This window comes from Amycolatopsis sp. NPDC104819 (genome assembly GCF_055583145.1).
Genome location: NZ_JBVJON010000019.1, coordinates 1 through 14177 on the forward strand (window position 1 = coordinate 1; position 14177 = coordinate 14177).

Here is a 14177-nt window from a genome sequence, read left to right on the forward strand (position 1 = left end):
CGACGACGGTTTCCGGTCATGGCAACACCTCTCACCTCAGGTGTTGCAACGGCCACTAGAACCCAAGCGGTTCTAACCGCCCTAAACACTCACGAGGGCTTGCGCCGTTCGAAAACTTAAAGGTCTAGACCTATTGACTGTGTGGTCCAGGCCACTTAACGTCAGGTGCGCGGCGAACCCGCACCTCCCCACCTGCGTCACCTCCACCCCGGTCCCCACCACGGAGGTCTCTCCGTCATGCGCTTCGCCAGGGTCCTCGGGCTGGCGGCCCTCACCGCCGGCAGCCTCCTCGTCGCTCCCGCCGCGCCCGCGTCGGCGGCCGCTTTGCCCGCCTGCCAGCACTTCTACTCCGGCACCATCCCCGACCGGCCGGTCACCGGCGGCCACGGACCCGGCACGCTCGTCGGCGCCGTGAACGTCGGCAACCGCCTGCCCGCGCCCGGCTCGGTCGCCGGCGGGCTGGGTGCCGACGGCAAGGTCACCTTCACCTTCGCGCGCGTCTCCGGCGCGAAGGCCTACCGCGCGTTCCGCAACGGCCAGGCCCTGCAGTGGATCAGCGACTGGGGTCAGCCGACGCTCACCGTCACCGACACGAGCCCGTGCCAGAACGCGAACTACCAGCTCTACGCGATGACGGCGGAGGACAATTCGCCCGGCTCGCTCGGCCAGATGTCCACGGCGTACCGCCTCGACGGCGCGAACCACCTCGCCGCGTACCGGATCCCGGCCGGCACCACGCTGAACTACCGCGTCACGTCCTACAACGACGTCGCGCAGACCGCGCTGGGGTACAGCGCCGGGCCGGGGTTCTGCGCGGTCGACGCGCGGATCATCCCGTGGGGCACCAGGTTCTCGGTGCCGGGCTACGGCGAGTGTTACGCGGCGGACATCGGCAGCTGGATCAAGGATGACATCGTCGACGTCTGGCTGCCCGGCTCGCAGGCCGACGCCTGGGGCATCCAGCGGCTCACCCTGACCGTGCGCTGAGGAGGCGCTGTGAAAGCCAAGCTCGCACTCGCCGCGACGATGCTCGCGGTGGCAACGGTCCTCGTCGTCTCCCCGGCGACGGCCGCGACCGCTCCGTCGGCGGCGTTCGCCAAGGACTCCGACTGGGGCTCCGGCTACCAGGCGAAGTACACGATCAGCGCGGGCACGTCCGCGCTGACGAGCTGGAAGCTGGAGTTCGACCTGCCGTCGGGCTCGACGCTCGGGTCCTACTGGGACGCGCTCGACACGCCGTCCGGCTCGCACCACTCGTTCGCCAACCGCGAGTACAACGGCAGCGTCGCCGCGGGTGCGTCGACGAGCTTCGGGTTCCTGGTCAGCGGCGGCGGCCTGCCCGCGAACTGCAAGCTGAACGGCCAGCCGTGCGCCGGGACGTCGGTGCCGACCACCACCCCGACCACGCCCACCACACCACCCACGACCACCACCACGCCGCCGCCGACCGGGGGCAGCGCGCGGGTTTCGCCGTACATCGACATCACGATGGCGACCCCGTCGCTGGTCTCGGTGGCGAACGCGACCGGCCAGAAGAACTTCACGCTCGCCTTCGCGCTCGGCAGCAGCCTCGGCTGCGACCCGGAGTGGGGCGGCACGGTCCCGTTGCTGGACTCGCGGATCATCAACGACGTCAACGCTTTGCGCGGCCTGGGCGGCGGGGTCACGGTGGCTTCGGGCGGCGCTTTGGGGCCGTACCTGGAGAACGTCTGCGGCTCGGTGGACGCGCTGTACAACGCGTACGTGAAGACGCTGGACGCGGTGGGCAGCAACAGCCTGGACGTCGATGTCGAGGCGTCGATCCCGACGGCGATGGTGAACCAGGCGTTGCTGCGGCTGCAGCAGCAGCGCGGGACGCACATCAGCTACACGATGCGGATCCAGGGCCAGGACTACGGAATGGACCCGTTCTCGGTGTCGATCCTGCAGGACGCGGCGTCACGCGGGCTGAACGTGGTGGTCAACCCGATGCTGATGGACTTCGGCTACAGCGGCTCCTGGGGCGACGCGCTGGTGTCCGCGGCGAACGCGACTTTGGGGCAGATGAAGACGATCTGGCCGTCGAAGTCCGACTCTGACGTGAAGGGCCTGCTCGGCCTGACCCCGATGATCGGCCGCAACGACACGGGTTCGGTGACGGACCAGGCGGCGGCGCGTCAGCTGCTGTCGTTCGCCCAGGCCAACCACGTGGCCAGCATCGGCTTCTGGTCGGCGGGCCGCGACAACGGCGGCTGCCCGGGCGGCGGCGCGGTGGCGACGTGCTCGGGGATTTCCCAGTCGCTGTACGAGTTCACGAACATCTTCAAGGCATACACGGGCTGAGCCACCCAGACGGCCGACGGGCCGTGATCGCCTCCTTGCCGACGTCCCCAATGCCCCGGCAAGGAGGCTTTCACGCGTTCACGTTCCGGACGACACGCGCCGGCCGAGCCCGCCCACCGTGTCGTCCGTCCCAGTACGCGTGTCGTCCGGCCGGGTACGCGTGTCGTCTGTTCCAGAACATAGAACGCCGTCGAGAGAAAGCCCGGTCGCCGGTCCACTTCGTCGGAGCGTTCCGGTGCGCCGAGCCGGTACAGGCCGTTGCACGTCCCGGCGCCGTTTTCCCCGGCGGTGAGCAGGAAGTCGCAGTAATCCTCAGGCAGCGTGACGCCGTGCCGCACCTCGGACTCCGCGATGCCCGCCGCCGGACTCCCAGCTCACCAGCGGTCGAGGTGCAGCACATCCTCGAGCGGCTGCCGCGCCGCGGGTTTGAACGTGTCGCCCGTGTAGAACGCCGTCGGGATCAGTGCTGCCTGGTGGACGTTCTTCGGCAGGCCCAGCACCTCCGCCGCCTCCTGCTCGTACTTCAGGTGCAGCGTGGTCCACGCCGTGCCCAGCGTCACCGACCGCGCCGCCAGCATGAAGCTCCACACCGCCGGCAGCAGCGAAGCCCACAGGCCCGCCTGGTTGCCCGCGGGCAGCTCGGCGGACGGCGTTTCGAGGCACGGCACCACCAGCACCGGGACGTCACCCATCCGGTCGGCCAGGTACGCGACGCTGTCACCGACCCGCTGCTGCACCGGCGCGCGCGTCGGGTCGTCCGCGAACTGCTTGCCGGCCGCGCTCGGCGACTCCAGGTACTCGTGGCACGCCCGGCTGTAGATCCGGCCGAGCGCCGCTCGCTGGCCCGGGTCGGTGACGACCAGCCACTGCCACCGCTGGGTGTTGGAGCCGCTCGGCGCCTGCAGCGCGACCTGGACGCAGTGTTTGACCAGGTCGAGCGGCACGGGCCGGTCGAAGTCGAGCCGTTTGCGCACGGTCCTGGTGGTCGTCAGGAGCTCTTCGGGCGTCATCATCGGCCCATCATGCCGGGCCTACCAGCGATCGTGCACCAGCGGCCGGACCAGCTCGTCGTAAGTCTCGCGGACACCCGCCAGTGCCTCGGCCGGCAACGGCGGCAGCGCGGCCGCCGCGGTGTTCGCCGACGCCTGCGACGCGTTGCGGGCGCCCGGGATCACCGTGCTCACGCCCGGCTGGTCGATGATCCAGCGCAACGCGAACTGCGCGAGCGTCTGGTCCGCCGGCACCAGCCCACGCAGCCGCTCGACGGCCGCCAGCCCGACGTCGAACGGGACGCCCGCGAACGTCTCGCCGACGTCGAACGCCTCGCCGTGGCGGTTGAAGGTGCGGTGGTCGTTCTCGGCGAACGTCGTCGACGCCGTGTAGCGCCCGGACAGCAGGCCCGAGGCCAGCGGCACCCGCGCGATGATCCCGGCGCCCGCCGACTCGGCCGCGGGCAGCACCCGCTCGAGGGGCTTGAGCCGCAGGCAGTTCAGGATGATCTGGACGGAAGCGACGTGCGGCCGCGCCAACGCCGTCAGCGCCTCGTCACAAGTCTCGACACTGACGCCGTACGCCTTGATCCGGCCCTCGGCCACCATCTCGTCCAGGGCGTCGTACACCGCGTCGGAGGAGTACACCGGCGTCGGCGGGCAGTGCAGCTGGACGAGGTCGAGCGTGTCGACCCCGAGGTTGCGGCGCGACCGGTCGTTCCACTCGCGGAAGTTCGCGCGGACGTAGTTCGCCGGCACCTGCTCGACGCGCCGCCCCATCTTCGTCGCCACGAAGACGTCGCCGCGCTCGGCGAGGAACCGGCCGACCAGCCGCTCGCTGCGGCCGTCGCCGTAGACGTCCGCGGTGTCGAAGAAGGTGACGCCGGCGTCGGCCGCCGCGTGCAGCACCGCCAGCGCGTCGCTCTCGTCGACCTCGCCCCAGTCCGCGCCGAGCTGCCAGCAGCCGAGCCCGACGACGGACACCTCGCGGCCCAGCCGGGTGATCTTCCGGTTCTCCATGCCGCGATCCAAGCACACCTATGATCGGCGGTCATGGCGATGACATCGGGTCCGGACGGGCTCGGAACCCGGATGCGGCACGTCCTCGAGATCCTCGAGGGCGACGTCGCGAAGTTCCTCGCCGACATCGGCCTCGACGACTACCGCCCGCGGTACTCGGGGGTGGTGCGGGCGCTGCTCGCGCGCGGCCCGCTGGCCATCCGCGACCTCGCCGCGGAGATGGGCGTGACGCACTCGGCGGCCAGCCAGACCGTCGCGCAGATGAGCCGCGCCGGGCTCGTCGGGCTCGAACCGGGCGCGGACGCCCGCCAGCGGATCGTGTCGCTCACCGCGAAGACGCGTGAGCTGCTCCCGCTGATCGAAGCGGAGTGGACGGCGACGACCCAGGCGTCGGAAGCCCTGGAAGCCGAGCTGCCGTACCCGCTGCGCGGGGTGCTGGAAGCGATCGTCGACGCGCTCGAGCGGAAGCCGTTCCGGCAGCGGATCGGGGAGACCGAGGCGGCGCGGGAGCTCCTGGACGGCTGATCAGGCGGCCGGGATGCGGAAGACCGCCCAGACGAACTTGCCGCCGGGGCAGCGTTCGAAGCCCCAGTCCTCCGACAGCGCCTGGACGAGCACCAGCCCGCGGCTGCGTGCTTCGGCCGGCGACGGCGCCCGCAGCTCGGGCAGCATCCGGCCGGTGTCGTGGACCCGCAGCGTGAGGTGCTCGCCGGTGTAGGTCAGCTCCATCCGCTCCGGCTTTTCGCCGTGCTCGAAGGCGTTGGTGACCAGCTCCGACGTCGCCAGCAGGACGTCCGCGAGCTGCCGCTCGGTCAGGCCGAAGCCGAGCAGCGCCCGGCGGACTTCGTGGCGCGCCAGCGCCGGGGCCGTCACGTCGGCCGGGAGGAACACCGTCAGCGGCACGGCCGGCCCGGCCGTGCGCTGCGGCGTCTTCGACATCGTCATGGTCCCCCTCCCGTGGGTTCGGTACCGTCCGCGAAGTACCCAAGCGTCCCAGCGGCTAATCAGGTGCCGTCGGCGAGCTCGGATTCGTCCAGGCCCGAACGCAGCTTCTTCAGGGTCGCAGCCAGCAACCGCGACACCTGCATCTGGGAGACCCCGACGCGGCGCGCGATGTCCGACTGGCTCATCCCGGAACCGAAGCGCAGGGCGACGATCTTGCGTTCCCGCTCCGGCAGGCTGTCCAGCATCGGCCGCAGCGCCTCACGCAGCTCGGCCTGGCCCAGCTCGGCGTCCGGCGCCCCGAACCGCGTGTGCGCGGCGTTCTCCAGCAGGTGGTCGAGCGACGCGCCGTAGCGACCCTGACCAGCGCGAAGGCCCTCGTAGACGTCTTCGACCGGTACCCCGAGCCGGGAAGCGATCTCACTCGGCTTCGGCGCACGCGCCAGCTGGACCGTCAGCTCCTCACGCGCGGCGGAGATGTTCGCGTTCAGCTCCTTGAGCCGTCGCGGCACCCGCACCGACCAGCTGTTGTCCCGGAAGTGGTGGCGCAGCTCGCCGGAGATGGTCGGCACGGCGAACGCCAGGAAGTCGGTGCCCTGCTCGGGGTCGAACCGGTCGACGGCGTGGATCAGCCCGACCGTGGCGATCTGGACCAGGTCCTCCATCGCCTCGTCCCGGTTACGGAACTTCCGGGCCAGGTTGCGCGCCAGCTCGAGGTGAGTGCGCACCAGCGTGTCGCGGATGCGTTCGCGCTCCGGGGCGTCCGCGGGCAGCGCGGCAAAACGGGCAAAAAGCGCGCCGACGTCCGGTTCGTCCCCGCTGCGCACGGCGGGATCGGTCACGAGTCCGCCGCCTGGCTCTCCCGGACGAGGTCGACCCGGGACAGGTAACGGCCGTCCTCGGGGGTCACGGTGCGCTCGGCCGACGTCGCGAGCGCGCTGAGCAGCTGCCACGAAAGGCCGGAGTCGTCCTCGTGGTCCGGAGTGTCGGAGACCACGGAGACGGAGATCTCGATCCGGGGCCCGTTCCAGGAGAAGACGCAGGTGAGCTTGCCGTCCGAGCTGGCGGGCAGCAGCAGCGAGCAGGCTTCGTCCACCGCCATCCGGAGATCTTCGACGGCGTCCAGGTCGAAGTCCTGGCGCATCGCGATGTCGGCCACGATGGTTCGCAGGGTCGGCACAACATGCGGGATCGCGGCCGTCCGCACCTCGATGACCTGCGCGCCTTCCGGCACGAGCGGGGCGTTTTCCTCCACGTTTGTTCCTTTCTCCGCACTCGCGCTGGGGGAGGAGGCGGTGTCCTCCGACGCCCGGTCAGCGAGATGCCCGTGGGGTGAGCAAACCAAACCCGCGTTTGATCCGCTCCACCGGCGGGCATGTAGCGATCGACGTGCTGATCCTGGGAAAGGCGGGGAAGACATGGCTGACGTGAGCCGGCTGCCCAACGTGGTTGCCGAAGAGTGGGAATGGCAGCTGAACGGCTCATGCCGAGGTGCGGACAGCAGCCTGTTCTTCCACACCGACAACGAGCGGGGCTCGGCGCGTGAGCGGCGCGAGACGCGGGCGAAGGCCATCTGCCAGGCCTGCCCGGTGCTGGCCCAGTGCCGCGCGCACGCGATGACGGTGCAGGAGCCGTACGGCATCTGGGGTGGCCTCGGTGAAATCGAGCGGCGGCAGCTGTTCCTGCGTCAGCGCAGGGCGGCCCGGAAGGCGATGAGTGCGCACTGAACAGTGCTCTGACCAGGCAGGATCAGACCACAAGTGAAGAGTCAGGACCAAAGGGCGGCGGCCGTGGCGGGCCCGGCCGCTTCCTGGGCTAGGGTTGGCCCCGGAGTTGCCTTGACCGTGCCCCGAAGCGAGCTCGGGAAGGCACGGTGACACGGATGCCGCTTGAGACACCAGGCGCGTACCCGGCGCAGGAGCAGCGCCTGACGAGGAGAAACTGCATGCCCGCAGCCGACCAGAACGCCACCCCGCCCGGGTTCGGCATCACGCTGGACACCGACGCGACGCGGGTGGTGGTCACCGGCGAGCTCGACCTGCTCACCAGTCCGCAGCTGCAGGAGGCCCTGGCGGGGCTGATCGCGGACAAGCGTTCGCAGCGGGTCGTGGCCGATCTGACCGGGGTGACCTTCTTCGATTCCTCCGCGCTGAACGTGGTGCTCCGCGCACAACGCCAGGCTGGCGAGCAGGAAGTCGAGCTCGCGGTCGTCCCGAGCCCCGCGGTGAGCCGCGTGATCGAGCTCACCGGCGTGGCCGAACACCTGAGCGTGTCGGAGGACCCCCAAGCCTGACCGCCCGCTACGGTTCCGCGGACTGATTTCGGTGCGTGGACCTTGGGGGCGGCACGATGATGGGGCGGACGCATGCCCTGACCGGCTGGTGCGCGGGCTTGGCCCTGGCGCCCGCGGCCGGGGCCGGTTCGGTGCACCAGGCGGTGGTCTTCGCGGCCACGACGGCCGGGTTCGCCCTCCTGCCCGACCTGGACCACCCCGGCGCGAGCGCGTCCCGCCTCCTCGGCTGGCTGACGGGCGCGTTGTCGTGGCTGCTGCGCCGCGTTTCGGCGGCGTTCTACGCGCTGACCAAGGGCCCGCGCGACGAGAAGGTGACGGGCCAGCACCGCCACCTCTCGCACACGGTGTTATTCGCCGCGGGCCTCGGCCTGCTGACGTCGTGGGGCACCACGGCCGGCGGCCCGTGGGCGGTCGTCGGCGTGGTGATCTTCGGCTTGATGCTGGCGGAAGGCGCCCTGGGCGACTGGCTCCTCCCGGTGAGCGGCGCGGCGGTGGCGTGGTGGTTCTTCACGTCCCCGCCGGACCGCACGGGCGAGCTGGCGTCGATCACGGGCTGGCTCGGCATCGCGGTGGCGGCGGGCTGCCTGACCCACTGCCTCGGTGACGCGCTGACCGAGTCCGGCTGCCCGTTCCTCTTCCCGATCCCGATCGCGGGCGAGACGTGGTACGAGCTGGGACCCCCGAAGGCCCTGCGGTTCAAGACGGGCAAGAAGGTCGAGAAGCGGCTGATCTTCCCGGTGTTCGTGGTGCTCGGCGTGCTGCTGGTCCCGGGCGTGTGGGACTGGACGACGGCGACGTTCGAGCGGCTGTTCATTCCCCCGACGAGCCAGCAGGCGACCACACCTTGAGCCGCTCGGCCACGGCGGCGGTGTCGGTGTAGTCGCGGGTGTGCGTGATGAACCCGTCCTTCACCGTCAGCACCATCACGTACGTGGCCACAAAACTCTCGCCCGCCATCTCCTGGTGCAGGTCGAACTCCGCGACCAGCACCTCGGGGTCGGTCGTCTCGTGGACCACGACCTGGTCGGCCTTCGTGATCCGGCGGGTCGCGCCCGCACGGCGGAAGCGGGCGCGCATCGCCTCGCGGCCCTTCGTCACGCGAGGCACCCCAGGCAGCGTGAACGGCATTTCGAGGACGACGTCCTCCGCGTAGCAGTCGGCGAGGTCGTCCCAGCGGTTTTCGACGGAGGCGGTCAGGAAGCGGTCGAAGACGGCGCGGGCCGAGGACACGGGCATCGGAATTCTCCTGGGAAGCCGGACGTTGAATCGGAACGGTGCACCCGCTTCCGACGATACGGAGCCTGCGTTCCGGTTGTCAACGAGGAGACGAACATGGAAAAGATGCGCGCGGACGCGCGGCGCAACCGGGCAAAGGTCCTGGCTGCCGCCGAAGAGGCGTTCGCCGCCGATGGGCTGGCCGTGCCCCTCGACGACATCGCGCGCCTGGCCGGGGTGGGCGCCGGGACCGTCTACCGGCACTTTCCGAGCAAGGAAGCGCTCTTCCAGGCCGTTGTCCTCGAACGCATCGAGCAGTTCGCCGACGAAGCGCGCAAGCTCGCCACGGCCGAGAACCCCGGCGAGGCGTTCTTCGACTACTTCGTCCGCGTGATCAAGCAGGCGTCGCTCAACCGCGCCATCTGCGACGCCCTCGCGGAGTCGGGCGGGCACGCGTTCAAGGCCGGCGCGGGGGACGACTTCCGCGCCGCCTACGGCGAGCTGCTCGCGCGCGCCCAGGCCGCGGGGGCCGTCCGCCAGGACATCGACGCCGACGACCTGCGCGCCCTGATCGTCGGCTGCCTGGCCGTCGAGCGGTACGCGCCCGGCAGTGCGCACCTGGTCCGGGTAGTCGTCGACGGCCTCAAAACGGAAGCTTCCGCACCCGCGCCATGACCACCGCCGAGGCCAGGACGCCGGCCGCCGCGATCTGCAACGTCGTCCGCGTGCCGAGCGCGGCGGCCAGCGCGCCGCCGAGGAGGCTGCCGAGCGGGACGACGCCGAGGATCACCGTGTGCGTGATCGACGTGACCCGGCCCAGCAGCTCCGGCGGTGCCACGGTCTGCCGGAAGCTCGCGCTGAAGACGTTCAGCACGATCACGGCGAAGCTGGCGAAGAACCCGGCGACGACGTAACAGGCGAGCGCCCAGCCGGGCCTCGTCAGCGGGTAGAGCTGGTAGGCCAGGCCGAACAGCACCGCCGCGCCCCACAGCGCCCGCGCCCCGCCGAAACGCGCGCCGATCCGGCGTGCGGTGAGCCCGCCGACGAGCGCGCCGGTCAGCGTCGACGTGCTGAGCAGACCGATCGCCCACGGCGAAAGCCCGATGTCCCTGGCCAGGAACACGATCACGATCGCCAGGTGGGCGGACTGGAAGAAGCTCGACAACGCGCCGTGCGAGCTGATCGCCAGCAGCACGGGGTTGCCTCGGACGACCCGCAGCCCTTCGCCGATCTCTCGCAGCAGCCGCCGGTCCCGAGGTTCGGGACGCACGTCCGGTGTCCTGATCCGCCGCAGCCACAGCGCCGACCACAGGTAGCTGACGGCGTCGACCGCCAACGCCACGGTCGTGCCCAGCGCCGAGATGATCAGCCCGGCCAGGCCCGGCCCGGCGACCGCCGCCATCGAGAGGTTCGTGTGGAGCCGGGCGTTGGCGTCCGGCAGGTCCTCGGGCGCGACGAGCCGCGGCAGGTACGTCTGGTGGGCGATGTCGAAGAACACCGCCAGCACGCCGACGCCGAGCACCACGCCCAGCAGCTGGGGGAGGCCGAGCACGCCGAACAGCGCCGCCACCGGGATCGACGCGATCAGCGCGGCGCGCCCGAGGTCGGCGGCGATCAGCACCGGGCGGTGCCGCACCCGGTCGCACCACACGCCGACCTGCAGGCCGAGCACCAGGTACGGCAGGGTTTCCGCGGTCCGCAGCAGCGAGACCTCGAAGACCGACGCGCCGAGCGCGGTGGTCGCCAGCAGGGGCACGGCGAGCACGTCGATGTGGGTGCCGAGCTGGCTGGCGAGGTCGGCGAGCCACAGCCGCCGGAAGTCGCGGTTCCCCAGTGCCCCCATGGCTTCAACGTCGCACACTCAACAAACTTGAGTCAAGCAGACTCAATGTGCACCGTGTGTAACAAGAGCTAAGATCAACGCGAGTTAGTCCTCGAACCTGCGCTACGCGTGGCGAGGGGGTGCCCGGATGAGTGGCCGACCTACTTGGGGCTCCGCCGCGGTCACCGGGCTGGCGGGTTTTGCCAGTGGGCTGCTGGTGGCCGCGTTGCTCGTGGCCGGCCGGCCGACTCCGCGGCCCGCCGAAGTCACCACCCCGCCGACGACCAGCGCGACGCAAGTCGTCCCGGTCACCGTGACCGCGCCGGGGCCGCCGGCGGCGACCGTCACGACCGTCGAGACGGCTCCGGCCGCCACCACCACGAGCCTCGTCGAGGTGACGGTCGAACCGACCACCTCGACGAGCGTCACCCCGACCTCGCCCTCGCCCGTGCTGCCGCTCACCAGCGGCTGGCGGGACTGACGATGCAACCGGCAAGCCGTTGAGGCCCGTCTGTCCGGTATGCGCTGTGTTCCGTGGGTCGCGGTGGTCCTCGCCCTCACCGCCGGCTGTGGCCAGGCCGGCTCGGAGGTCGCCTGCCCGGCGATCGGCACCCGGATCGGCATCGGGTTGACGATCCCCGAGCCGGCCGGCGTCACCCGCGCGACGCTCGACGCGTGCTGGGGCGACCAGTGCGTCACGCGCCCGGTCGACCTGATGCCGGAGACCACGGCCGGGGCGACGACCTGCGACGGCACCGGACCGGACAGCGCCTGCGGGGCCTCGGCCGTCCAAACCGGTGGGCTGCAGGGGTTCGCCGACATCCCGGGGCTGCCGGCCGACCCGGTCCGGGTCACCGTCCGGTTCGACGACGGCGTGCCGCACACCGCGGTCGTCACGCCGGCCTTTTCCGAACCGGGCGGCCCCGCCTGTGGGAAGGCGGGGCCGCAGGCCCAGCTCGTGGCCGGGGCCGACCGGCAGCTGAAGCCGCGCTAGCCGACGTCGCGGCGGCGCCAGCCGGCCAGCCCGGCGACCAGGGCGACGATCGCGACCGCCAGCAGCCAGACCAGCGGCGTCGCGACGAACGCCTGGCCGGGGATCTTCGGCGGGTGCTGGAACGGCGAGACGTCCAGCGCCGCCTGCGGCAGGTCGACGACCGGGCCGAACAGGCTCAGCAGCAACGCCAGCGCGCCGACGCCCCAGGCCGCGGCCGAAAAGCCCGGCAGCAGCCCGAAGATCGTCACCGCGAGCGCGATGACCACCCAGGCCGCGGGCAGCTGGACGAGCATCCCGGCGAGCGAGTCGCCGACCGAGCCGCCGACGTCCCCGGCGCGCAACCCGTTGGCCAGCCCCATGAACAGGCCGCCGGCCAGCAGCAGCACCGCCGTGCCGAAGAACGCGAACACCAGGTGGCCCGCGGCCCAGCGCAGCCTGCCGACGCTGGTGGCCAGCACCGGCTCGAGGCGGATCGCCGTCTCCTCGGCGCGCATGCGCAGCACCGCCTGGATCCCGTACAGCGACGCGACCATCGCGAACAGGCCGGCCATCACGGCGAGGAACGCCTGCGTGAGCGCCTCGCTGCCGCCGAGGCGCGCCATGATCTCCTGCGCCTGCGGGCTCGACCCGACCAGACCGCCGATGCCGCTGGCGATCGAGCCGAACACCGCGCCGACGACCGCCGTGCCGATCGTCCAGCCGATCAGCGGGCCGCGGTGCAGCCGCCAGGCCAGCGCGAACGGCGTGCGCAGGCTCGGCGCCGCCGTCGCGGGACCCGGCCGCGGCGGCAGGATGCCGACGCCGACGTCACGGCGGGGCAGCAGCCAGTACGCGACCGCGCCGACCACGAGCGTCAGCGCCACCGGCAGCAGGAGCACCCACCAGCGTTCGGCGGCGAACGGGCGGCTCTGTTGCACCCAGCCGATCGGCGACAGCCACGACAGCCAGCGGGCGTCCACAGTGGAGTCACCGGCGCCGCGGAGCAGGAATGCGGCGCCGACCACGGCGGTGCCGATCCCGTTGGCCGTGCGCGAGTACTCGGCGAGCTGGACGGCGACCGCCGCGACGGCCGTGAACACCAAGCCCGCCAACGCTTCCGACGCGCCGAAGGCGAGCGAGCCGGCCGCGGGCAGCCCGGCGCCGACCATGCTGCCGTACTGGACCAGGCCGATCAGCACACTCGCCCCGCCGGCCACCAGCACGGCCGACGTCAGCGCCGCGTACCGGCCGACCACCGCGGACGCGAGCAGCTCCGCGCGGCCGGTGTCCTCCTCGGCGCGGGTGTGCCGCGTGACTGTGAAGACGACCATCAGGCCGGTCAGCAGCGCCAGGAACCCGCACATGCGCCAGGAGATGAACCCGCCGGCGGTGGTCAGGTCGAACGGCGGCCCGTAGAGCAGCGCGTACGACGGGTTGGTGTTCGCGCCGGCCTGCAGTGCCAGCCGATCGGCTTCGGTCGGGTAGAACTGCGCGAACGTCTTGACGGTGCTGGCCGGGATGATGCTGAGCAGCACGATCCAGATCGGCAGGACCACGCGGTCGCGGCGCAGCGCGAGCCGGGTGAGGTGCCAGGTGCCGGCCAGTTCGTGCGCCGGCGCCACTTCGGCTTCGGCGCGGGAGAGGGTCGCGGTCATTTTGCGCTCGCCTCGGTCGTGTAGTGCCGCAGGAACAGCTCTTCCAGCGTCGGCGGCTGGCTGACCAGGCTCCGCACGCCGACCTGGGTCAGCTGCCGCAGGGCCTCGTCGAGCGAGCGCGTCTCGACGTCGAACCGGACGCGGTTGCCTTCGACCTTGAGGTCGTGGATGTTCTCGAGCTTCGCCAGCCCGTTCGGCGGCGCGGCGAGCTCGGCGGTGATCGACGTCCGCGTGAGATGCCGCAGCTCGGCCAGCGTGCCGGACTCGACGGTCCTGCCGTTGCGGATGATGCTGACCTTGTCGCACAGCGCCTCGACCTCGGCGAGGATGTGGCTGGACAGCAGCACGGTCCGGCCCTGCTCGCGCTCCTCCTGGATGGCGTACTGGAACGTCGCCTCCATCAGCGGGTCGAGCCCGGACGTCGGCTCGTCGAGGATCAGCAGGTCGACCCGCGAGGCGAGCGCGGCGACGATGGCGACCTTCTGCCGGTTGCCCTTCGAGTACGTCCGCCCCTTCTTCTTCGGGTCGAGGTCGAACCGCTCGATCAGGTCGGCGCGGCGCTTCTGGTCGAGCCCGCCGCGCAGCCGGCCGAGCAGGTCGATCACCTCGCCGCCGGAGAGGTTGGGCCAGAGGTTGACGTCGCCGGGCACGTAGGCGAGGCGGCGGTGCAGGCTCGCGGCGTCCTTCCAGGGGTCGCCGCCGAGCAGGCGAACGTCCCCCGAGTCCGCATGGAGCAGGCCGAGCAGGACCCGGACGGTGGTCGACTTCCCGGCGCCGTTCGGGCCCAGGAAGCCGTGTACTTCCCCAGTAGGTACCTGCAGATCGAGGCCGTCGAGGGCCTTGGTCCGGCCGAACGACTTGTGGAGGCCGGAGATCGCGATGGCGTTTTCCATGCTTCGGAAGCTACACTGGTTTCACAAACTTGTGAAGTTAAGAAAATGTCTAG

General features: G+C 71.3%; 18 protein-coding genes. 9 read left to right on the forward strand and 9 right to left on the reverse strand.

Annotated features, from left to right (window positions below; translation table 11 throughout):
- The first annotated feature begins 237 nt into the window (after positions 1-237).
- Both ACZ63E_RS41175 and ACZ63E_RS41180 read left to right on the forward strand, forming a co-directional pair.
- Entirely contained in the window at positions 238-987 is a 750-nt protein-coding gene (locus ACZ63E_RS41175) for a 3D domain-containing protein (RefSeq protein ID WP_465341745.1), read from the forward strand.
- Positions 988-996: 9 nt separating this feature from the next.
- Positions 997-2322, forward strand: coding sequence for a cellulose binding domain-containing protein (locus ACZ63E_RS41180; RefSeq protein WP_465341746.1), 1326 nt, complete (start codon positions 997-999; stop codon positions 2320-2322).
- 374 nt (positions 2323-2696) lie between these two features.
- On the opposite strand, the gene ACZ63E_RS41185 is transcribed toward ACZ63E_RS41180, so the two are convergent.
- Together ACZ63E_RS41185 and ACZ63E_RS41190 are read right to left on the reverse strand one after the other, a co-directional pair.
- The gene (locus tag ACZ63E_RS41185) at positions 2697-3335 is read right to left on the reverse strand and encodes a nitroreductase family protein (RefSeq protein WP_465341747.1); all 639 of its coding nucleotides are present in this window, start codon (positions 3333-3335) and stop codon (positions 2697-2699) included.
- Positions 3336-3353: 18 nt separating this feature from the next.
- On the reverse strand, positions 3354-4331 hold the full coding sequence (locus ACZ63E_RS41190; RefSeq protein ID WP_465341748.1) for an aldo/keto reductase: 978 nt from the start codon (positions 4329-4331) through the stop codon (positions 3354-3356).
- Positions 4332-4364: 33 nt separating this feature from the next.
- Between ACZ63E_RS41190 and ACZ63E_RS41195 the strand changes: the two genes are divergently transcribed.
- Positions 4365-4856, forward strand: coding sequence for a MarR family winged helix-turn-helix transcriptional regulator (locus ACZ63E_RS41195; RefSeq protein WP_465341749.1), 492 nt, complete (start codon positions 4365-4367; stop codon positions 4854-4856).
- Here the strand turns inward: ACZ63E_RS41195 and ACZ63E_RS41200 are convergent, their stop codons facing one another.
- From ACZ63E_RS41200 to ACZ63E_RS41210, 3 genes are read right to left on the reverse strand one after another with little or no spacing between them, the layout of a single operon-like run.
- Positions 4857-5276: an ATP-binding protein gene (locus tag ACZ63E_RS41200; RefSeq protein WP_465341750.1), complete on the reverse strand. Its 420-nt coding sequence runs from the start codon at positions 5274-5276 to the stop codon at positions 4857-4859. It lies immediately after the preceding gene.
- Between the two features lie 59 nt (positions 5277-5335).
- The gene (locus tag ACZ63E_RS41205) at positions 5336-6115 is read right to left on the reverse strand and encodes a SigB/SigF/SigG family RNA polymerase sigma factor (protein ID WP_465341751.1); all 780 of its coding nucleotides are present in this window, start codon (positions 6113-6115) and stop codon (positions 5336-5338) included.
- Positions 6112-6528 (reverse strand): anti-sigma factor, encoded by a 417-nt coding sequence (locus ACZ63E_RS41210; protein WP_465341752.1) that lies wholly within the window; start codon positions 6526-6528, stop codon positions 6112-6114. The genes ACZ63E_RS41205 and ACZ63E_RS41210 overlap by 4 nt, the downstream gene beginning before the upstream one ends.
- 163 nt (positions 6529-6691) lie before the next feature.
- Here ACZ63E_RS41210 and ACZ63E_RS41215 point away from each other — a divergent pair, with 163 nt between their 5' ends.
- The 3 genes from ACZ63E_RS41215 to ACZ63E_RS41225 all read left to right on the forward strand — a co-directional run bounded on the left by ACZ63E_RS41215 (position 6692) and on the right by ACZ63E_RS41225 (position 8414).
- Positions 6692-7000: a WhiB family transcriptional regulator gene (locus ACZ63E_RS41215; RefSeq protein WP_465341753.1), complete on the forward strand. Its 309-nt coding sequence runs from the start codon at positions 6692-6694 to the stop codon at positions 6998-7000.
- 218 nt (positions 7001-7218) lie between these two features.
- Positions 7219-7566: an STAS domain-containing protein gene (locus ACZ63E_RS41220; protein ID WP_465341754.1), complete on the forward strand. Its 348-nt coding sequence runs from the start codon at positions 7219-7221 to the stop codon at positions 7564-7566.
- A gap of 59 nt (positions 7567-7625) precedes the next feature.
- Positions 7626-8414: a metal-dependent hydrolase gene (locus ACZ63E_RS41225; protein WP_465313817.1), complete on the forward strand. Its 789-nt coding sequence runs from the start codon at positions 7626-7628 to the stop codon at positions 8412-8414.
- Here ACZ63E_RS41225 and ACZ63E_RS41230 read toward each other — a convergent pair.
- On the reverse strand, positions 8377-8802 hold the full coding sequence (locus tag ACZ63E_RS41230) for a nuclear transport factor 2 family protein (protein ID WP_465341755.1): 426 nt from the start codon (positions 8800-8802) through the stop codon (positions 8377-8379). The two genes, ACZ63E_RS41225 and ACZ63E_RS41230, sit on opposite strands and share 38 nt — an antisense overlap.
- Positions 8803-8898: 96 nt before the next feature.
- Here ACZ63E_RS41230 and ACZ63E_RS41235 point away from each other — a divergent pair, with 96 nt between their 5' ends.
- Positions 8899-9456 (forward strand): TetR/AcrR family transcriptional regulator, encoded by a 558-nt coding sequence (locus ACZ63E_RS41235; protein WP_465341756.1) that lies wholly within the window; start codon positions 8899-8901, stop codon positions 9454-9456.
- Here ACZ63E_RS41235 and ACZ63E_RS41240 read toward each other — a convergent pair.
- Positions 9425-10624: an MFS transporter gene (locus ACZ63E_RS41240; protein ID WP_465341758.1), complete on the reverse strand. Its 1200-nt coding sequence runs from the start codon at positions 10622-10624 to the stop codon at positions 9425-9427. The two genes, ACZ63E_RS41235 and ACZ63E_RS41240, sit on opposite strands and share 32 nt — an antisense overlap.
- A 127-nt stretch (positions 10625-10751) precedes the next feature.
- Between ACZ63E_RS41240 and ACZ63E_RS41245 the strand changes: the two genes are divergently transcribed.
- Positions 10752-11084 carry a hypothetical protein gene (locus tag ACZ63E_RS41245; RefSeq protein ID WP_465341759.1) on the forward strand — a complete coding sequence of 111 codons (333 nt, stop codon included), beginning with the start codon at positions 10752-10754 and terminating at the stop codon, positions 11082-11084.
- Between the two features lie 39 nt (positions 11085-11123).
- Positions 11124-11597, forward strand: coding sequence for a hypothetical protein (locus tag ACZ63E_RS41250; protein ID WP_465341760.1), 474 nt, complete (start codon positions 11124-11126; stop codon positions 11595-11597).
- On the opposite strand, the gene ACZ63E_RS41255 is transcribed toward ACZ63E_RS41250, so the two are convergent.
- Together ACZ63E_RS41255 and ACZ63E_RS41260 are read right to left on the reverse strand one after the other, a co-directional pair.
- The gene (locus ACZ63E_RS41255; protein ID WP_465341761.1) at positions 11594-13231 is read right to left on the reverse strand and encodes an ABC transporter permease; all 1638 of its coding nucleotides are present in this window, start codon (positions 13229-13231) and stop codon (positions 11594-11596) included. The genes ACZ63E_RS41250 and ACZ63E_RS41255 overlap by 4 nt on opposite strands.
- Positions 13228-14124 (reverse strand): ABC transporter ATP-binding protein, encoded by an 897-nt coding sequence (locus ACZ63E_RS41260; protein WP_465341762.1) that lies wholly within the window; start codon positions 14122-14124, stop codon positions 13228-13230. The genes ACZ63E_RS41255 and ACZ63E_RS41260 overlap by 4 nt, the downstream gene beginning before the upstream one ends.
- Positions 14125-14177: the final 53 nt, after the last annotated feature.